This is a genomic window from Mucilaginibacter sp. (assembly GCF_025362475.1).
GTDB lineage: Bacteria > Bacteroidota > Bacteroidia > Sphingobacteriales > Sphingobacteriaceae > Mucilaginibacter.
Genome location: NZ_JANYGH010000005.1, coordinates 196,691 through 217,077 on the forward strand (window position 1 = coordinate 196,691; position 20,387 = coordinate 217,077).

The following is a 20,387-nucleotide window of genomic DNA, read 5'->3' on the forward strand; positions in this document are numbered from 1 at the left end:
TATGGAGCAAACTCGTACTAACTTAATCAGATCACTAAATCCTCTTGTCGATTATTTGCTTCTGAATTTTTCGTTAATAATAGTCTATAACCTATTTCATACCGGTTACTTAAATTGGGCAGGCGATAAAAGTTATGTACATGTTATCCTTATTTTTAATCTTGTTTGGTTACTGGCTACCAACATTATTCGTTTATACAGTATAACAGCATTCGGTTATATTTATAAAAAATCATTTAAAGCATATTTCCTATATGTTTTTCTGGTATCCTACATTGTCATGTACTTGAACAATATCGCTTCATACAATACAAACAGTCAGTATTTGTTAGCGTCAATGTGTTTATATGGAGTATTGTTAGGACTGTGGAAAATTAGTTTGGTAAAAACCGTAGCCCATTTAAATGTTTTTCGTCAGCCATTAAGAACTGCAATAATAGTTGGCGGTAGCCGCACCGGAATTGAACTTTACAATCGTTTTAAAAATGATTCCAGTTTAGGCTACCAAATATTGGGAATTTTTCATGACAGTCCCTTAGAAGAAACATTAAAAGAGTTACATCTCGGCCATATTGCAGATTGCATAAATTTTTCGCGTAAGAATAGCGTTGCAGAAATTTTTTGCACACTTCCGTTTTCACAGAAACATATCATCGAAAAATTGATTAAAGAATCGGACAAAAATATGATTAGGTTTAAATTAGTGCCTGAGCATTACGCATTTTTACAGGGTACCTTATTAGAACAAAGTTTAAACAGAACTAATGCATATGCTATAAGGGTTGAACCGCTTGAAAATTTAGTAAACCGGCTGGTGAAACGTGTGTTTGACATCGCATTTTCATTATTCGTAATTATATTTATTCTAAGCTGGCTATATCCTATCATTTATTTACTGATAAAACTGGAGTCAGAAGGTGCGGCCATTTTTGTACAACCCAGGTCAGGCAGAGATAATGTTCCTTTTAATTGTTATAAGTTTAGAAGTATGCGGATCAACAATGATGCAAACTCGTCACAAGCCACCAAAGGAGACGCAAGGGTAACTAAAATTGGTGCGTTTCTGAGAAAGTCGAGCTTAGATGAAATGCCGCAATTTTTTAATGTATTAATTGGGAATATGTCGGTGGTGGGGCCGAGGCCACACATGTTAAACCATACAGAACAATACTCTAATTTGATAGATCAATTTATGGTGCGCCACTTTATAAAACCGGGCATTACTGGGTGGGCCCAAATCAATGGGCATCGCGGCGAAACTAAACTGGTGGAAGATATGAAGGCACGTGTTGAAGCTGACGTGTGGTATATGGAGAACTGGCGCTTTAACCTTGATATAAAAATCATCTTTTCTACATTTCTTAAAACAATAGGGGGAGATAAATATGCGTATTAGTACAATTTCTACATAGTTTCAATAACGTGTTTTTATTGCGCTATCGAATTATTGTTTAATAAGTAGGTTGTCGATAACAGAGATCAATTTATCGACGTCAAACGGCTTAGGGACGTAAGCATCATAACTGAAATTCCCCAGCGATATCGCCATTTTATGATAGGCTGATATCAATATTACCGGCAGTTGGCGGGTAGCTTCCTGGCTTTTGAGGAGGTTGCAAATCTGGCCGCCATTTAATCCCGGCATCATATAATCTGTTATCACCAGGTCGGGCTTGTGTTTCTCAACGGTTTTAAAAATATCATCTGTTTCGGAAACTCCGCTTACGGTAAAATTGCTGAAGCGTAATGCAAGTTCGAGTACGTTTAAAATATCGGCATCGTCTTCAATAATTAGAATATGACCTGGCATAAATATCGCGAAAATTAGGTAGTAAAAATAGATTTGAGCTTGTCCAGTCCAATTGGTTTGGACAAAAAATCAGAAACAAGCGGGTTCTCAATGGAATCCTGGATTTCATTCTTATCAATTGTGGAGGATAGTACAAACAGCTTACTTCTTTTTTCAGGCGTAATCGCTAATTCCGCGAATTCCTTTAGGAATTGCCAACCATCCATAACCGGCATCCTCAAGTCGAGAAATATATAATCGGGCATCAATGAAGATGAATTATCCGTAAGTAATCTTAGTTTTTCAATCGCCCTTTGGCCATTAGCACATGTGTCAATGGTGGGGTTTGGAAGTAAGCGCTGAAGCACCATTTTGAAGATTATGTTATCAAGTTCAACGTCATCGATAAGCATGATCGTGGGCTGTGGTTCGTTTAAATTCATTAACTTTTAAACACTTAAATTACTTTATTGTTTAATATATCGTAGGATAGTAAATGGTGGATGCTTTGATAGATCGGGGAATAATCCGAAAAAGAAGGTTGATTATCTTTTGGTAGATCAGTTAAACAGATTTAGGCGCGACGTCAATGAAAACAATAACACTCGTTAACAAACTTCAGAAAGAATATGGCGTTCAGATAGTAAGTGTTACCTGAAGGGATTATCGTGATTAATAATCCTGAAAGTTATTTTAGAATTGGACAGCTTTGCCTCTCATTTGAGTACTGGAAAGAAGGCGAGGGACACAGCCTCCATTACGCTGGAACACTGGGAGTTGGTTACTATTATAAATATGTGTATCCCCATCACAAACATAAGCGCAGTTAAATTCATAACCAGTTATTTACTTACGATCCGTGGTTATAAAATTTTACTAAGCTTAAGGATGCTTTCTTTACAGGCCCAGACACATCGAATAAGCTTAGTTATTCCTGTTATATTGAACCGCAAATGGGAGCTAACAATCAATAAACTAATTGCTGGGTATTTTATCGATTGTTGGGATCGTAATAACTTAAAATTTGAAATGCCTGACTACTTCCATTATGGGGACAGTACCACTTTCTTTTTAACCCTGAGCTTTTTAGCCAACCGGTTCTGTTTAAAATCTTCGTCGCCAAGTATAATTCCCCAGGATTTCAGACTTTCTACACGGTCGAAGATGATCTTAAGGACAGCTATTACCGGAATAGACAGGAACATACCGGGTATCCCCCAAACCATTTCGCCAATGATCACACCTAATACTGTGATTAGGGCATTGATCCTGACTTTAGATCCAACAACTACCGGTAATAAAATATTGCTGTCGATAAGATGGGTTACAACCAGGGTGATTATTACATAGATCACGGTGCTTTGGGGGCCGGTAGCGAGTGTTACGGCAGCACTGATCACCAGCGCTGTGAAAATACCGATATACGGAATGATATTGAATAAGGCAGTAATGAGGCCGAGCAAAATGGCATATTTTACACCCAGCAGCATAAAAGCCCCACTGACTACGATGGCGATAATAGCCATTTCGATCAGCAGGCCGATAATATATTTGCGGATAATATACTGGACGTTTTCGATGATGTCATGCACCAACTTTTTATTGTCCTCCTGAAAAACGGACTCAAAGAACCGCATAATAAGTTTGCGGTACAGTAAAAAGAAGAATGTATAAATAAAGGTAAAGACCAGAAACAGCAAGATTGACGATAAGGATAGGAGGGTGGCACCCACCACTGATCCGCCGGAAGCGACCACTTTGTTAGTGGTATTGGCTACAAAGGTCAGTTGCTTGTGCTTGGTTACATGGAAGCTGGAACGAATCCAACCCATAATGTCATCTTGTGATTTGTGCAACTGATCCTGGAACTGTGGCCAATCGCTGGCTAAATTAGATATTTGTGAACCGATCACATATAGCAAGCCTCCGATACAAGCCAAAAGACAAAGCACTGCTAACATCGAAGCTGCGCTTCGCGGCAGATGCAGTTTATTTTCCAGCCAGGCAGCATACGGCAATAACAGGATCGAGAATAAGCAGGAAAAAATGATGGGAGACAGGATCTCTTTGGCAACGATTACGATATAAACTATCGCGATCAGGCTGAACAAAACCGAAGCCAGTTTCAGGTAAAACGGCAGTCCCTTAAATTGTTGAATATCCATAAGCGTGATAGGGGATTATTGGTTTTTACCCCGAAACATGGAGATGATCCAGATAATGATAGCAATTACAACAACTACGGCGATCACGCCAACAACGGCGCCTGCTTTGAATATGCCGCCAATTATTGTGCAGCTATTGAGACAGGTTAGTAATAACAGCAATAAGAATGATGGGTAAGTTTTTTTCATTTTAATTATTTTTTAAAGGTAATGTAATCAGATTATCAAAAGACGAACTGGTTACTTTAGTAGGTAACTATAAACACTAAGCAGGCACTTTATCCTTCTTTTGCCTTTCCCAAAAACGGTGCTGGGCAATAGCCTGTAGGGAATCTTTAGGTGTTTTGCCCACGATGACGCCCGGAGGGTTCTGTAAAAATCCTGCTTTAGTATATTTGGCCATCGATTCATAAACCTGGAATACACCATATGCTCCTGAACCACGAATGTGTACAATCCTTTCCGGAATACGTTCGTGGTAAAAGTGGGTGATTTTTTCTCTAAGAATAAAATCTTCCAGTAAGGTTGCGCCGCGTTTCCCGGCTTTTAAAGAATTATTATCGTCGTTAATCTTTAGTCCTTGGTCGGTAGTCATGAACTCGCCGTTACTGGTCTCTTTGTCACTGTTCAAGTCTTCGAGTTTTCTGTTTGAATTTTCGAGAGGAGCCGGTGTTTTTGCCATTTTTGTTCTAATTGGTCAGAATACAAATAACCTTTGGAAATCCCCTTTGTTTCATTATAGAGGAATAATTTAACTAATGCGCTTTTAAATTAACAAGTTAATTGCATCTAAGTTACCTTGTTGGGTAGCCAGGTCAAGCACCGATAGCCCACCTTTATCCAGCAAGTGTTTGTCAGCACCATTGTTTATTGAATAAACTTTATCTCCTAAGAAGCAGCTGATAGTGTTTTTGTTTTTTTTTGTTAGGTTAAATAGTTTTCAAATATTTATTGCTTCCGCTCCTTTGCTTGAAAACAAAACCCTTAAAAATGGTACAGAAAAAACATTTGAGCGTTTCTCCAATTGAACAAACGCGACTACAGGAAGCTTGGTCGCATTTGTAAACCAAGCCATCATATCCCAACGATTCAAAAGACTGATCCGCTTCAGTACACAGAAAAATACGCTCAAAAAGTAAATAGAAGGCCATCAACGGGCCTGCTGGATTATGAGAAAAGGTTTTTCATGTATCCTTCGAAATGCAATCAAGCGTTTAACGCTTGATTGATAAGATTCAATGCTTTTTGGCACCGCCACTTTAAATCAGAATCAGGGGTTCGACAGCATTTATACTATAAAAATGGCGTCTATCGAACAACCACAATGATGGATGTATTCGCACGTAATGAATTGATAATGAGAAAAAGGCTTATTAATATATGAAAAAAAAGGGATAATCAAATGATTATCCCTTCTAGTGGAGCCGGAGGGATTCGAACCCTCGTCCAAACATGGTATAAGGTAAGCTTTCTACATGCTTAGCTTCTGTTTAATTGTAGGGAAATGGAAGGTCAGTCGCGTACCTGTACCGTTTTCCTTAGGTGCTTTATCTCGCCCGCTATGCACACCTTAAGCAGGCCAGTTTCATTTTTCGATGCCCCGGTTGCCGATCCAATGAAACGCAGAACCGGCGGGACAAAAGCTATTTAATTCTAAATTAAGCAGCTAAGGCGTAGTTATTTTCGCCATTTGTAAGTTTGAGCGTTCAGATTTAAGCGCTAATTCACCCAACGCGCTGCATGCTTACCTACTTATCTCCATCCTGTCAATTCCGGTCGACCCCATTTTTTTGAGTTCGCATTTGCCGGTGGGCAGTTTGCAGTTAAGGGTACAAATATAAGTAAAAAGTTGGCTTAGTTAGTTTACAATTTGCAATAATCAAAGGTGTTCGGTTTTTTGAGGGAATACACATAATGTAAAATTCAATTAAAATAAAATACTGATAGTCAGCAAATTGAGTGTTTTTGAAAAAGGGGGTAAATTAGTAATTTATTGATAATTAATGTGTTGTGGTTTTAAAGAATTAGGTCCGAACACACCCCGAACACCTGCTTTTAAAAAACCGAACACTTGTGTTTAATTAAAAGCCAAAAGATTGATGAGATATGGGTGGAGGATTAAGCCCATCAGAATCTGTAAATATTCGCTTAATTATGTCCAGATATGGGCAATCGCGAGGTGTAAAATTAACTGAATTGATCAAAAAAGCGCTAATAATAGACAATGATGTGCGGAGTGTTTTTTGAACATGATTACCGCTTTATCAAGGTACAAACTAAAAGTTAAGGGAATAATAAACCCCAACTAAACCGAGCTAAAAGCTGGATTTGGTTGGGGTAATTGATGAAGGCGAGCTAAGAAACTATTTGCCAGCCAACAGGTGTTCGCTGCCAACTGTGCGGCCGGGATACACTTTTAGCGCTTCTTCCAAACAAATCATGGCGCTTTTAAGATCATCATTATTAATTACATAAGCCATGCGTACCTCGTTAATGCCTGCACCGGGTGTGCTGTAAAAGCCGGTTGCGGGTGCCATCATCACGGTTTGATTGTTATAGCTAAAGGTTTCCAACATCCATTGGCAAAACTTGTCGGCATTGTCAATAGGTAACTGGGCCACCACGTAAAATGCACCCCCGGGGTTAGGGCAAAAAACGCCGTCTATTTTATTTAATGCTGTAACCAAAGTATCCCGCCTGCTGGTGTATTCTTTATTTACGGTTTCAAAATATTCATCAGGAGTATCAACTGCAGCTTCGCCGGCAATTTGTTCAACCATGCCTGCGCTTAGTCTTGCCTGCGCAAATTTTAATGCTGCGCTATGCAGTTCTTTATTCTTGGTAATCAGGCAGCCTAAGCGTGCGCCGCAGGCGCTGTACCGTTTACTCACAGTATCCATTACCACCACGTTCTCTTCCAGTCCGTCCAGGTGCATTGGCGAAATAAATGTACGTCCATCATAGCAAAACTCGCGGTAGGCTTCATCAGAGAAGAGGTACAAATCATACTTTAAAGCCAGCACCTTTAAGGCATCCAGCTCTTCCTGCGAATAAAGATAACCTGTAGGGTTATTAGGGTTACAAATAATGATCGCCTTGGTTTTATTGGTGATCAGTTTTTCAAACTCGCTGATGGGAGGCAGGGCAAATCCGTTATCAATGTATGATAGGATGGGTTTTACCACAATGTCGCTTTGGCTGGCAAAGCCGTTGTAATTGGCATAAAAAGGTTCAGGAATGATCACTTCATCACCAGAATCCAAACAAGCCATCATCGCAATGGTAATAGCTTCAGATCCGCCAGTGGTAACAATAATATTATCTGGCGTAATGTTATAGCCCAGTTTGTTATAGTATTCTGTAAGCTTTTTTCTGTAGCTTAAGGTACCCTCAGACGGAGTGTAGGCCCAAACCTTAAAATCAATATTTTTAATGGCATTCAGCATGCCTTCGGGCGTTTCAATATCAGGCTGGCCAATGTTTAAATGGTACACTTTTTTGCCGTCCAGCTTAGCCTTATCGGCATAAGGTGTTAATTTACGTATAGGGGATGCGGGCATGCGTTGCCCTTTTTGAGATATTTTTGGCATGTGCAAAATTAGTAAAAAGATAGGACAGCTCAATTTATTACCACCCATAAACAAAAAAAGACCCAAATTGGGTCTTCCTTAATATTTTAATCACTCCGTATTTATCAGTGATATTTGAGCTTAATTGAAGCAGTAATTACTTGCTTGATGCTGGTTTAGCAACAACTTCGCCAATTATATTTAAATATTTCTCGGGCGTAACAGCGTTTGATTTAACTACTATTGTTTTGTTAAATGGCGCGGCAACAGCAGCATTATATGTAATTTTTATGGTGCCTTTATCACCACTTTTTACAGGGGTTTTGGTATAATCGGCAATGGTACAACCACAGGTTGGCCTTACTTCGGTAAGTATAAGTGGCTCTTTACCAATATTGGTAAATTCAAAAACAGTGGTAACGGGGGTGCCTTGTGGTATTTTACCAAAGTCGTGTTTTTCCTCGTTAAATTTAAACTCGGCCTTTTGGTTATCTTGTGCCGATGCGGTAAAGGCAAAACCTAATACCACTGCGCAAATCATTAATATCTTTTTCATATGCTATATTTGATTATCACAAATATAAAAGGTTTAATGTAATAACAAAACTATTAGCATTACTTCATGTTTTAATTGTTACTATACCAATTACAGAATAGAATTTTATAATTTTACCGTCTAAACAAAATTTTATATGCCCGAAACTGTAATACGTGCAACCAGTAAATTTGATTCAGCTGAGCTCAGTTTTGATGATTTTAAACAAATTGTGATTGATGATTACCGTATTGGCTACCAAAGCAGGCAAGCCAGTTTAATAGGTAGGAAAGAGGTTTTAACGGGTAAGGCTAAGTTTGGTATTTTTGGTGACGGTAAGGAAGTTGCTCAATTGGCTATGGCCAAAGCATTTCGTGCCGGCGATTGGCGCGCAGGATATTATCGTGATCAAACGTTTATGTTTGCTACAGGTATGAGCAACCTGAAAGAGTTTTTTGCTCAGCTTTATGCTCATCCCGATGTGGAGAAGGATCCTTCATCTGCCGGAAGGCAAATGAACTGCCATTACGCAACCCGTTTTGTGAATGCAGATGGTAGCTGGATAAACCAGGCCGAAACCATGAATTGCTCGTCGGATATATCAACAACGGGCGGCCATATGCCGCGTTTGCTGGGTTTGGCCTATGCTTCAAAATTATATCGACAGAATAAAGAACTGGAATACCTTAAACAATTTTCTGTTGATGGTAATGAGGTAGCTTTTGGCACCATAGGTAATGGTGCAACATCCGAAGGCGTTTTTTTTGAAGCTTTTAATGCCGCAGGTGTATTGCAGGTACCCATGGCTATTTCTATTTGGGATGATGCTTATGCCATTTCTGTTCCGGCCAAGCTACAAACCACTAAAGAAGATATCTCAGAAATATTAAAAGGGTTTCAAAGAGAAAATGGCTCAAATGGTTTTGAAATATTTAAAGTAAAAGGCTGGGATTACATTGCCCTTTGCGAAACTTATGCACGGGCAATAAAATTATGCCGGGAAGAGCACGTGCCGGTATTGATACACGTTATCGAAATGACACAGCCGCAGGGCCACTCCAGTTCCGGTTCGCATGAAAGGTACAAAACTAAAGATCGTTTAAATTGGGAAGATGAGAACGATTGCCTGCTAAAAATGCGTCAATGGATGATAACATCGGCTATTTCAACACCGCAGGAATTAGATGAACTGGAAGCCGAAGCAAAGAAATATGTGCGTGATTGCCAGCGGGAAGTGGCAAGTGAACTGAACGTTATTATTAGTACCGAACTGGAAGAAGCCGCGAACCTTTTAGAACAGTTTGCCGAAAGCGTTTCAGTTAAAAATACGATTGACGAAATTGTAGATACATTACGCAAATGCTACGATGCCGGGCGTAAAGATATAGTATCAGCTATACGTAAAACGCTAAGAGCTACCGTACATGAAAATTCTGCAGAACGACAAATATTGATTGATTGGTTAAATGCCGAAAATGCCAAAAACAAAACCCGCTATAATACCAGGTTGTTTTCTGATACTCCACAATCACCCCTGTATGTTCCGGTAGTACCTGTTACTTATAGCGAGGATGCAAAATTGATAGATGGGAGAGAGGTGTTAAATGCCTGTTTTGATGCCAACTTTGAGCGCGATAAAACTATTGTTGCCTTTGGCGAAGATGTGGGCGCCATTGGTGATGTTAACCAGGGATTCTCGGGATTACAAAGTAAATACGGCGATCTGCGTATTACCGATACCGGTATCAGGGAAACTACGATCATAGGGCAGGGAATGGGCTTGGCTATGCGCGGCTTAAGGCCAATTGCCGAAATACAATACCTTGATTATCTTATTTACGGCATAACAGTTATCTGTGATGATATTGGTAGTCTAAGTTACCGTACTTTCGGTGGGCAAAAAGCGCCGCTCATCATACGTACACGCGGACACAGGCTGGAAGGGATCTGGCATTCAGGGTCACCATTGGGTATGATATTAAGTTCGATGCGTGGTTTTCATATTTGTGTACCGCGTAACATGACCCAGGCAGCCGGTATGTACAATACCCTGCTGCGTGGCGATGAACCCGCGCTGGTTATCGAAAGCCTTAATGGTTATAGGTTAAAAGAAAAGTTACCTGCCAATGTTGGTGAGTTTACCGTGCCTTTAGGTGTAGCCGAAGTAATGAAGGAAGGCACCGATGTTACTGTTGTATCATACGGTTCAACCTTACGCATTGTATTAGAGGCTGCCGAGGAACTGGAAAAAATGGGCATTCACGTCGAAGTTATCGATCCTCAAACACTGTATCCTTTTGATAAAGGATTTGTTTGCGGAACCTCATTGAAGAAAACCAACAAGCTGCTTGTGGTTGATGAAGATGTACCCGGAGCTGCTTCTGCGTATATCATCCAGCAAATAGTGGAAGGTCAAAAAGGATATTATTCATTGGATTCGCAACCACGCACGTTAACCGCTAAAGAACACCGCCCACCGTATGGCTCTGATGGTGATTACTTTAGCAAACCATCGTTTGATGATATTGTTGAAGCTGTTTATGCCATTATGAGCGAAGCAAATCCAGCTAAATTTCCACCGATATTTTAAAGAAGAATCAAGAGTTAAGAGTCAGGAATCAAGAGAAGCGCGCCAGCAATTTATAGGTTTTTGACTCTTAATTTTTAGTGACTGTCTAAAAATATAAAACAGGGCGTCATTGCGAGGTACGAAGCAATCCCGAACTCTGCAGATCCAATTTGCAAAGCTACTCTGTAAGGCGGGGATTGCTATGTTACAGCAATGACGCGTGGGTGTGTGCTTCATTAGAAGTCTAAAAACATTTAATAAATCATTTTTAGACAGCCTCTTACTCATTCCAAATTAACTTAGACAAACAATCCTTTTTACAGTCTTAATTCTTGACTCTTAACTCTTTATTCTTCATTTTTAACTCTTGATTCTCATTTACCATGCATTCTACAGATTTCGCAACAATATCTAATATCATACAAACCCGCCGCAGCATTAAGCCCAACATGATGAATGGGCATAAAGCGCCTAATGGTCATATTGCAGCCTTACTTGAGCTTGCAGATTGGGCGCCAACTCATGGCTTTACCGAACCCTGGCGCTTTGTTGTATATGAAAACCCAGCAGAGTTTTGCCATCAACATGCCGAACTATACAAACAAAGTGTAAGCCAGGAAGATTTTAACGAAACTGTTTTTAATAATATGTTGCACCAGGGGGATAAAGTTTCGCATGCTATTATTGCCATTATGCAGCGTGGCGATTTGCCAAAAATCCCCCCGTTTGAGGAAGTTGCGGCGGTTTCCAGCGCTGTTTAAAACATACTACTCGGCGCTACGGCATTAAGTATGGCTTCATTCTGGAGTACGGGAGGCTTAATACTAAAACCTGCCATGAAGCGTTTCTTACAATTACGGGATGAGGATCAGGTAATTGGTGTACTATACCTTGGTTATGCAGATCATCATCCGGAAGGAAAAAGAAACATTCCCCTCGAAAGCAAAATAAAATGGGTAAAATAAAGGAATTAAAACCTTTTTATTTTAGCGTCGTATAAGTGACTCTTAATTTCTTCATTAATAATTAAATTTCATTTTAGTAAAAAAGAATATTAAAATGACTTTTTTTTAAATAGAAAATTATACATTTGTAATTGTTCGGTTCCTAATGCTGTTCAATTCCTAAATCCTAAGCCTGTTACTGATTTTACTATTTGATTAAAATTTAACTCAAAAACAAGTATGAGGAAGTATTTTTGGTGTATAACGTTAGCGGTCTTATTTTTCTCAGCAACCATTATTGGTTGGAGATCTCCGGCTTCGACCAAAATAAAAGGAGGGATAAATTCAAGCCTTTCTGCAAAAGAATTATTTAACCAGTACGTTAATAGCCTATATATTGCAGCTAACTTACAGGAATCAGGATTAACGTTTGATGTGTTTGAAAAAGCGGTTACGGGTTACACTAACTTAAAACTTGCCCATAAACTCTCGCAAAATAATGCAGTGCTTACGGTTGTTGATTTTACCAAATCGAGCCGCGAAAAGCGCATGTGGATCATTAATCTATTTAGCAAACAATTGCTTCTTAATACCTGGGTTGCTCACGGCCAGGGAAGCGGAATGGAAATGGCCAATCAGTTTTCTGATCTTAACGATTCGCATCAAAGCAGCCTGGGGTTTTACTTGGCTGATGATATTTATATGGGGAAACACGGCCGTTCTTTACGTTTGGATGGATTGGATACAGGGTTTAACATTAGCGCCCGTAAACGTGGTATTGTTGTTCATGCTGCAGATTATGTTGGGCAGGACGCAATTAACCAAATGGGACGTTTAGGTCGTAGTTTTGGTTGCCCGGCCGTATCTCCCGATGTTGCTGATTTTGTGATCAATACAATCCAGGGCAAATCCGTGTTTTTTATCAATGGCAATGATAATGGGTATACCTCAAAATATCTTGACGAAACCGCACCCTTAAACCAGGTTGCGGCCGATACAACATCATTTGATATAACGAAACTTTAAATACTTATCCTTTTAAATTTAATGCCTGGCTTTAATCAGCCGGGCATTTTTATTTGCCCATGATTTTTTGAAGATGAGCGTAAAGTACAATATCCAATCCATATACATCCGGGCGATATTGCAAAGTGCCATTTTCATCTGCCCAACAAGTAACGTAAGTTATATAAATAGGGGTCTTTTTGGGCAGAGAGATACTTGTGGGTTCGGGGTTATCCTCGCTCATGTCCTTTATTATGGTATCCAGGTTTTCGCCCTCTCCAAAAAGATTTTTAGCCAATGCCTGCGGATCTCCCAATCGCACACAACCATGGCTCACGGCACGCATACTTTGCCTGAAGGCAGCTTTCGCAGGCGTATCATGAAGGTAAACACTGCTCTTATTCTTGAACAGGAATTTGATTTTACCCAATGAATTATCATCACCCGGGCGTTGTTTAAAATCATATTCCAGGTTGTCTTTTGTTATGGTCGACCAGTCAATATCTTCCGGATCTTCCACCAAATTGCCATCTTTATATACATCAATATTTTTGTTTGATAGGTAATACCTGTCTTTGGCTGCTTCAACAATGATCTCTTTGGTGGCTATGCTTTGCGGGATATTCCAAACAGGGTTTACATCAACACTATGTATCAAACTGTTAAGTTGCGGCGTTTCGCGCGGAAAAGGTTTATCAATTTTGGCTGTATCTCCAAACCGGATCAGTGATTCTTCCTTGTTCATGTTACGTCCCTGGCCAACACAAACTTTCATGTTTAATACCGATTTACCATCTTCAAATACATCAAGGCGATAGTCGGGTATGTTAACGTATACATATTTAGGTTCATAAGGTTTATTCCTCCAGCGTAAACGTTCCAGGTTAACCATTAAATAACGTTGTGTTTCTTCTTTTGATAGCCCGGGTAATGCTTCGCCACTAACAAATGCTTTCTGTAAGGCAATATATTGTGGGTTTTTAGGCTGGATACTGTCAAGATAGGCTTGGATGCTGTTAGCTGTAAACACTGCCTTCGTGGATGTACTATCAGGCCGTTTGGTTGCCACAAAGTATCTTGAATATATTTTTTTAGGATTGATTACCCCAAACTGAATTGCGTTGGCGTATTTGGTTAGTGTGCTTGCGGTAAGTAATTCCAGCTTTGCAAGGTCATGATATGCTTCATCAATTGTTTTTATCTTCTTATCATCATGAAATTTAGCTATCAAAGCTTTAAGTTCATTAGGGCTAAATAAGCTTGAATCTAATCCGTGTTCGTTAGCTTTATTATAATACTGGGGTATCGCATCCAGATCGCCATTGCTTAAATGGTTTAATACAAACGTAGGTTGATAATCATTAGCCTTATAATATGCTTCTATAACTGGTTCATTAACCAACTTCGATTTTTCGGCAGCCAATTCCTTTTTAAATACTTCGGCATAAGCTTCGGGGTCAACATCTTTAAAAACTTTGTTTTTCGTTATTTTGAAAAGCTCGTCGGCCATTTCAGAGTGCTTTTTTTTACAGCTTTGAAAAGTAAGCGCTAACACAAATAAGGAAAGTAATATTAGGGAGAGAGGGGCTTTATTTGTCGTGACAGAAGGCATAAAAATGTAATTCAGTTAAATACGTGTCATCAATAGCAATAGCCGTACCACAAAGCGTGTAAGTTTTTAATTAAATTTGAAATCAGACAAATTATCAGCAATATTGAATCAATCACACCCAGTCACTACAAAATGAAAAATTGTTTATTGTTCACTTTAATCTGTTTGCTGCCAGTTTGCGCTTTTTCTCAAAGCTTTAAACCAGTGAATAAGAATGCATCCCCTGAGGCAGTTAAGTTATTATCTTTTCTATATGATATCAAAGGAAAGCACATCCTATCGGGCCAGCAGAACTACAATAGTGATCTGAATATATTTTCGGACAGTGCAAAGGCTATTTCCGGACAATACCCGGCTTTGTGGGGATCTGATTTCATGTTATGGGGAGATAAAGACCTTGGCCAGAAACTGGTTGATGAGGCTATAAAGAAATGGGCCGATGGTTACTTGGTTACCATTATGTGGCATGAGGGGCGGCCAATAGACAATCCTCCTTATGATTGGAAGCAAAGTATTCAGGGGAAACTGACAGATGCCCAGTGGACAGAATTGACAACCCCAAATACGCCTTTAAATAAAAAATGGCTTGCAGATATTGATAAGGAAGCAGGTTATCTTAAACAATTGCGGGATGCGCATGTGCCTGTTTTATGGCGCCCATATCATGAAATGAATGGAGTTTGGTTTTGGTGGGGCGATAAAAAAGGCGAGAATGGCATCATAAAGCTTTGGAAAATGATGTATGACCGGTATACCAATTATCACCATTTAAATAACCTGGTATGGGTTTGGGGCGCAAACGGTTTACGTGATATTCCTAAAGATGAGGCCAATGATTATAAGTTGTATTATCCTGGCGCCAACTACGTAGATATTTTGGGATCAGATGTGTACCATTTTGATTATGAGCAGAAAGATTACAATGAATTGCTTAAGCTTGCTAATGGCAAATTAATAGTACTTGGCGAAACAGGTGAATTACCTAAACCGGAAGTTCTTGCGGCGCAACCCGAATGGGCCTGGTTTATGGTGTGGACAAGTTGGTTATGGACAGATAATACGCATGATAGGGTAAAAGAGATTTATGGACTACCACAAACCCTAAATCATGATGAAGTTAAAACAATGCTCCTGAAAAAATAATGGCAGATAAATTACCAGAAGTTTGGCTCCGTGGCCCTTTGAGCAATATGCCCTCCCTGGTGCAACCGGTAGCGCATGCACTCCTGCAGGCCAGGGAGGAGCTGAATGAATTGATGAATAAATTCCCCGAAGCTTTGTTGTGGGATAAAGTTGCAGGTATGGCGTCGCCTGGATTTCATTTGCAACATTTATCGGGAGTATTAGACCGACTTTTTACTTACGCAAAAGGGGAAGGGCTTACCCAAAAGCAGCTGGAGTATTTATCGGCTGAAGGAAAACCTGCCGATAATATAAGCGTAAACCTGCTTGTTGAACAATTTAACTTGCAGGTTGATAAAGCGTTAAAGCAATTATCCGAAACAGACGAATCTATATTAACGGAGATAAGAGGAGTGGGGCGTTCGCAAATTCCGTCAACCGTTATCGGCCTTTATACGCATGCGGCAGAGCATACTATGCGGCACCTGGGGCAGTTATTAGTTACCGTTAAAGTGCTTACAGCTTAAGCCAGTTAAGAGAATATTACTACCGCATCTTTCAGGTTTTTTGATGAGTGCGTTGCCGGCGCGTTTTGATGCCTGCTTTCTGGATCGAATAAAAAGGTATCAATACCTAAAGAAATTGCCGCTTTTATTTCTGATTCAGGATCGTCGCCGATAATCAACAATTCTTCGGGCAGGTAATTGTTGACATTCATTATCATGGTGAAAATATCTTTTTTAGTGTTGGCGGATACTTCGGGATCAACAATGTAAATTGCTTTAAAATCTTCCTCGATACCTAATTGTTTTATTTTGCTCCACTGCAATTTGGTAAAGCCTGTAGTTACTAAAAACTTATCTATTTTAATTTCACTGATGTATTTATACTCATCATAGGGCTGCATAGGCAGGGAGTATTCAAGATTTTTAAGCATTTCAAGACCCTTGTTCTTTGCCGCGTCGCTAAAATTGAATTTTTCGGCAACCTGGTGATACGGCCTTCTTTTCATTTCTTCCTTTACCTTTTCTACCTCTTCCAAACCTATTTCTTCGGCAAGGCTATCCACAAATCCAAAAACTTTATTAAATAGATTATCGGCAATTGAACTCACCGGGTATATGGTATTATCGAGGTCTAATATGATAGCTTTTTTCATTTTAAATAGATTGATCGGTTATGATGGCCTCTGCTTTGTTTTTTATATTGAATTTTTTCAAAAAATAATATCCGGTGGATACAAACAGGCACACGGCTCCCAATATCCACCACAATGTATCAAAACCGCCGTAAGCGATGATCTGGCTACCTGCTGCCGGCGCAATGATCTGCGCCGCAGACCATGACATGCTGTAGAGCGCCGCATACTCGCCACGATTACTGTTGGTGGTGCGGCTGAGCCAAAACGTGTTCATAAAAGGCATGCTGATTATTTCGCCAAGGGTCATCAGCGATACAATGAATATAGCCACAAAAGCCGTATGAGGTAGTAAATTTAATAACACAAAGCTTAATCCCGAAACCAAAACACCAATCCTGATGTAGGTGAGCGGGTCTCTTTTGCCATCTAATTTATGCACCAGTATCATCTCAATAAGTACAATGATTATCCCGTTTAACGCCAGCAAAAAACCTATAAACCTGACGCTAAAATGCCATTGAATTTTATAAAATACAGGCTGCATTATAAAAAACTGGAAGAAACAGATGGAGAATAATGTTCCCAGGGCGATGAATACCAGGTAAATATGATCAGAGTAGGCAGATTTTGCTACGATGACTTCTTTAATAGCTTCTACCGATTTCCTGATCTTTGAACGGGGCATTAACGTTAATAATAATAATCCTGCAAAAATATTTGTACAGCCATCAACCCAAAAAAGTGAATGATAGCTGTATGAAGCTAATAAGCCGCCCAGGCCACCGCCAAATGCCCAGCCAAGGTTGGCAGCCAACCGGTTTAAAGAATAGGAGCGGGTTGTATTTTGTTCGCTGCTATAGTGCGCTATTGCGGCGGAGTTTGCCGGTCTGAAGGATTCATTACAAATGCTCAATATAAAAGTGCCTATACCCACACTTATAAATGTATGCTGAAAATCTAAAATAATAAACATGACACCGCCAAGCAGCAAAGCACCAACCTGGATATCATAAAAACCAATTTTATCTGATAGCCGACCACCTATAAATGCCCCCGATATAGCGCCGACACCGAAAATAGCCATGATCCATCCCGATTGTACAATGGTAAAATGTAGTTGCTGAATGGTGTAAATGCTCATAAAGGGTACAACCATTGTTCCGCTCCGGTTAATAAACATCACCAGGCTAAGGTACCAGCTGTTTTTAGAGAGTCCGCTATAGGCTTGTTTGTATGATTGGATGAGAAGGGTAAGCATTTAATCAAAGATAAATATAAGCTTAAAACCAAAAGCAAAAAGCCCAAAGCTTTTTTGCTTCGGGCTTGTAATAAATTTAGATTCAGGATTTTTAGCCTAAAATCGAGTTTCTATTTCTTAGCCAATGATCGGCTAACACCAAAGCAGCCATAGCCTCAACAATAGGAACTGCACGAGGCACTACACAAGGATCATGACGGCCCTTGCCCGATATTTCGGCAGCATTGCCTTCGCTATCAATGGTGGCCTGGTTTTTCATAATAGTAGCAACCGGTTTAAATGCAACTTTAAACTCTATTGGCATACCATTGCTGATACCACCCTGGATACCACCAGAGAAATTGGTAATGGTACTCACCGTGCCTAAATGCGATTTAACAAAGATGTCATTATGCTCAGATCCGCGCATTTCGCTACCTGCAAAGCCCGATCCAAATTCAAAACCGTGTACAGCGTTAATACTCAACATGGCTTTACCTAAATCGGCATGCAGCTTATCAAATACCGGGTCGCCTAAGCCAACGGGACAGTTTTTGATGTAACAGCTTACTTTACCGCCAACTGTATCACCATCTTTGCGTACGCTATCAATAAATTCAATCATTTCTTCGGCAGTGGCAGGATCGGCGCAGCGAACGATATTCTTTTCACGTTCATCAATAAATTCCTGGATGGAGTTTATTTCTACATTGGGTGCATTTATCTTACCAACGCTGCTTACATGTGCGGCAATCTCTATGCCCTGGCTTTTAAGCAATAGTTTTGCCAATGCACCGGCAGCAACCCGTGCCGCAGTTTCGCGTGCTGAGGAACGACCTCCGCCACGGTGATCACGAATACCATATTTGGTTTGATAGGTGTAATCTGCATGCGACGGGCGGAACACATCCACATTATGGGTGTAATCCTTTGATCGCTGGTCTTCATTCGGGATCAGCATGGCAATAGGGGTACCTGTAGTTTTACCCTCAAATACGCCGGATAAGATTTTTACCGTATCGCTTTCTTTACGTTGCGTAGTGATTTTTGATTGACCGGGTTTGCGTTTATCCAGCTCGCCTTGTATATAATCAAGATCAACTACCAACTGTGCCGGGCAGCCGTCAATTATTACCCCAATAGCTTCGCCATGCGATTCGCCAAAAGTGGTTATTCTGAATATTTGCCCGAATGAATTACCTGCCATTTTATTAGATATGAGATGTTATAATTAATACGTCATTGCGAGGAACGAAGCAATCTCTTTGCTATACAGAGGTACTCTACAAGTCCGACCTGCCTGTGTAGAGATTGCTTCGTACCTCGCAATGACGGTTGGGTTTATAGGTTTTTGCCTTTCGCCTTAAACCTTTTGCCTTTCGCCCTTTAACCTTGCGTTTCCTCCACCGTAAACCCTTGTTTTTCCAGATCAGTCCAAAAAGCGGGATATGATTTGTCAACTACCGGCCCGTTCTCAAATTCCAGCTGAGGAATTATCAAAGCAAGTGGCGCAAAGGCCATTGCCATACGGTGATCATGGTAGGTGTTGATAAACATACGCTCCGGAATAAACTTTTCGCTGCAATCCAACTTATAAACCTGGCCTTTTTCGATCAGTTTAACGCCCATTTTAGCCAGTTCTGTTTGAAGAGCCAGGATACGGTCGGTTTCCTTAATCTTTAAAGTTTCAAGGCCTGTAAATGTGGCTTCATGACCTAAGGCAGCACATACAACAATAACTGTTTGCGCCAGATCAGGGCATTCCTTCATGTCAAAGATCTTCCTGCTTAAAGGTTTAGCCTCTTTCAATAAATGCACACCACCATCTTTAAACTGCGACGTGATGCCAAAGTTGGCCATGATCTCGGTGATCACGCTGTCGCCCTGCAGGCTATAAGGCGTTAAGCCGGTCAGGAATAGTTCGGCTTCATCTGCCAAAGCAGCAATAGCGTACCAATAGGAGGCTGCGCTCCAATCAGGTTCAATGTATAACGATGTTGTAGCAAATTCCTGATTTGATATTGCAATGACGTTATCAGTCCAAACGTGCTGTATATTTGCACTTTGCAACATTGCTAAAGTCATTTCAACATATGGGCGCGAAGTTAGTTCGCCCTCAATATGTAATTCCAAACCAAAAGGCAGTCGGGCAGCGATGAGTAACAGGGCCGTAATGTATTGACTGCTAATGTTACCTTTAATACTGATCTTACTAGTGAGCTGCTCGAAACTGCCTTTTAGTTTTATAGGTGGATAGCCCTCTTTTTCTTCATAATCAATATGGGCACCCAGTTCCCGCAACGCATCAACCAATACACCAATTGGCCTTTCCTTCATCCTTTGACTGCCGGTTAAAATTACTTCATCATCCTGAATAGCATAATAAGCAGTTAAAAAGCGCATAGCTGTCCCGGCAGGGCCGATGTCAACCAGGTTCGGGGTTTCTGTTGCGGGATGCGGGTTAGCTTCATCGCCCGCCAAAACCTCTTGATTCCTGGCTTTTGATTCTTGAGTCTTCCTTAAAATTCCTGCTAATAACACGGCATCTGCCGCATCCGAAACATTCTCTACCCGTACCTTACCGTTGCTTAACGCTTCAATAACAAGTGCCCGGTTACATTCGCTTTTGGACCCGGTAAGATTTACCGTGCCACTTATTTGTTTATTGCTTTTACTCAGGATGATGTTTTGCATCACTA

Annotated in this window: 19 protein-coding genes, 1 other RNA gene and 1 pseudogene; 8 read left to right on the plus strand and 13 right to left on the minus strand. The window is 40.3% G+C overall.

The features are described from left to right. Position 1 precedes the first annotated feature (1 nt). A complete protein-coding gene (locus Q0R88_RS02695) occupies positions 2–1,396 on the plus strand; it encodes an undecaprenyl-phosphate glucose phosphotransferase (RefSeq protein WP_295711896.1) in 1,395 nt (464 codons plus the stop codon). A gap of 48 nt (positions 1,397–1,444) precedes the next feature. Here the strand turns inward: Q0R88_RS02695 and Q0R88_RS02700 are convergent, their stop codons facing one another. Further along, entirely contained in the window at positions 1,445–1,810 is a 366-nt protein-coding gene (locus tag Q0R88_RS02700) for a response regulator (RefSeq protein WP_295711898.1), read from the minus strand. A 14-nt stretch (positions 1,811–1,824) separates the two neighbouring features. Next, complete coding sequence (locus Q0R88_RS02705) at positions 1,825–2,232, minus strand: response regulator (protein WP_295711900.1); 408 nt, start codon at positions 2,230–2,232, stop codon at positions 1,825–1,827. 137 nt (positions 2,233–2,369) lie between these two features. Between Q0R88_RS02705 and Q0R88_RS27155 the strand changes: the two are divergent. Next, positions 2,370–2,447: pseudogene (locus Q0R88_RS27155) on the plus strand (hypothetical protein); the annotation flags it as partial. Between the two features lie 388 nt (positions 2,448–2,835). Here Q0R88_RS27155 and Q0R88_RS02710 read toward each other — a convergent pair. From Q0R88_RS02710 to Q0R88_RS02735, 6 genes are all read right to left on the minus strand, one after another. Next, on the minus strand, positions 2,836–3,954 hold the full coding sequence (locus tag Q0R88_RS02710; protein ID WP_295711901.1) for an AI-2E family transporter: 1,119 nt from the start codon (positions 3,952–3,954) through the stop codon (positions 2,836–2,838). A 15-nt stretch (positions 3,955–3,969) separates the two neighbouring features. Next, entirely contained in the window at positions 3,970–4,143 is a 174-nt protein-coding gene (locus Q0R88_RS02715; RefSeq protein ID WP_295711903.1) for a hypothetical protein, read from the minus strand. 76 nt (positions 4,144–4,219) lie between these two features. Further along, positions 4,220–4,636: a catalase gene (locus tag Q0R88_RS02720; RefSeq protein WP_366086642.1), complete on the minus strand. Its 417-nt coding sequence runs from the start codon at positions 4,634–4,636 to the stop codon at positions 4,220–4,222. 734 nt (positions 4,637–5,370) lie between these two features. Then, positions 5,371–5,738: a transfer-messenger RNA gene (gene ssrA, locus Q0R88_RS02725) on the minus strand. 579 nt (positions 5,739–6,317) lie between these two features. Continuing rightward, positions 6,318–7,544, minus strand: coding sequence for a pyridoxal phosphate-dependent aminotransferase (locus Q0R88_RS02730; protein ID WP_295711904.1), 1,227 nt, complete (start codon positions 7,542–7,544; stop codon positions 6,318–6,320). A gap of 136 nt (positions 7,545–7,680) precedes the next feature. After that, positions 7,681–8,079 (minus strand): DUF1573 domain-containing protein, encoded by a 399-nt coding sequence (locus tag Q0R88_RS02735; protein WP_295711907.1) that lies wholly within the window; start codon positions 8,077–8,079, stop codon positions 7,681–7,683. Between the two features lie 136 nt (positions 8,080–8,215). Here Q0R88_RS02735 and Q0R88_RS02740 point away from each other — a divergent pair, with 136 nt between their 5' ends. The 4 genes from Q0R88_RS02740 (at position 8,216) to Q0R88_RS02755 (ending at position 12,597) form a co-directional block, all read left to right on the plus strand. Then, a complete protein-coding gene (locus Q0R88_RS02740) occupies positions 8,216–10,648 on the plus strand; it encodes an alpha-ketoacid dehydrogenase subunit alpha/beta (protein ID WP_295711909.1) in 2,433 nt (810 codons plus the stop codon). 362 nt (positions 10,649–11,010) lie between these two features. Then, a complete protein-coding gene (locus tag Q0R88_RS02745; RefSeq protein WP_295711911.1) occupies positions 11,011–11,388 on the plus strand; it encodes a nitroreductase family protein in 378 nt (125 codons plus the stop codon). A 75-nt stretch (positions 11,389–11,463) separates the two neighbouring features. Continuing rightward, positions 11,464–11,592 carry a hypothetical protein gene (locus Q0R88_RS02750; RefSeq protein ID WP_295711913.1) on the plus strand — a complete coding sequence of 43 codons (129 nt, stop codon included), beginning with the start codon at positions 11,464–11,466 and terminating at the stop codon, positions 11,590–11,592. Between the two features lie 219 nt (positions 11,593–11,811). Continuing rightward, positions 11,812–12,597 carry a murein L,D-transpeptidase catalytic domain family protein gene (locus Q0R88_RS02755; RefSeq protein WP_295711915.1) on the plus strand — a complete coding sequence of 262 codons (786 nt, stop codon included), beginning with the start codon at positions 11,812–11,814 and terminating at the stop codon, positions 12,595–12,597. Positions 12,598–12,646: 49 nt separating this feature from the next. Here the strand turns inward: Q0R88_RS02755 and Q0R88_RS02760 are convergent, their stop codons facing one another. Further along, positions 12,647–14,086 carry a L,D-transpeptidase family protein gene (locus tag Q0R88_RS02760; RefSeq protein WP_295711917.1) on the minus strand — a complete coding sequence of 480 codons (1,440 nt, stop codon included), beginning with the start codon at positions 14,084–14,086 and terminating at the stop codon, positions 12,647–12,649. 306 nt (positions 14,087–14,392) lie between these two features. On the opposite strand from Q0R88_RS02760, the gene Q0R88_RS02765 reads away from it, so the two are divergent. After that, complete coding sequence (locus Q0R88_RS02765; RefSeq protein WP_295711918.1) at positions 14,393–15,331, plus strand: glycosyl hydrolase; 939 nt, start codon at positions 14,393–14,395, stop codon at positions 15,329–15,331. Beyond that, positions 15,331–15,837 (plus strand): DinB family protein, encoded by a 507-nt coding sequence (locus Q0R88_RS02770; protein ID WP_295711920.1) that lies wholly within the window; start codon positions 15,331–15,333, stop codon positions 15,835–15,837. Before Q0R88_RS02765 ends, Q0R88_RS02770 begins: the two co-directional genes overlap by 1 nt. A gap of 5 nt (positions 15,838–15,842) precedes the next feature. Here Q0R88_RS02770 and Q0R88_RS02775 read toward each other — a convergent pair whose 3' ends face one another. The 4 genes from Q0R88_RS02775 to aroA form a co-directional block, all read right to left on the minus strand. Next, positions 15,843–16,469: an HAD family hydrolase gene (locus Q0R88_RS02775; protein WP_295711922.1), complete on the minus strand. Its 627-nt coding sequence runs from the start codon at positions 16,467–16,469 to the stop codon at positions 15,843–15,845. 1 nt (position 16,470) lies between these two features. Next, positions 16,471–17,709 (minus strand): MFS transporter, encoded by a 1,239-nt coding sequence (locus Q0R88_RS02780; protein WP_295711924.1) that lies wholly within the window; start codon positions 17,707–17,709, stop codon positions 16,471–16,473. 91 nt (positions 17,710–17,800) lie between these two features. Then, complete coding sequence (gene aroC, locus Q0R88_RS02785; protein WP_295711926.1) at positions 17,801–18,895, minus strand: chorismate synthase; 1,095 nt, start codon at positions 18,893–18,895, stop codon at positions 17,801–17,803. A 179-nt stretch (positions 18,896–19,074) separates the two neighbouring features. Continuing rightward, entirely contained in the window at positions 19,075–20,385 is a 1,311-nt protein-coding gene (gene aroA, locus Q0R88_RS02790) for a 3-phosphoshikimate 1-carboxyvinyltransferase (protein ID WP_295711928.1), read from the minus strand. Positions 20,386–20,387 lie beyond the last annotated feature (2 nt).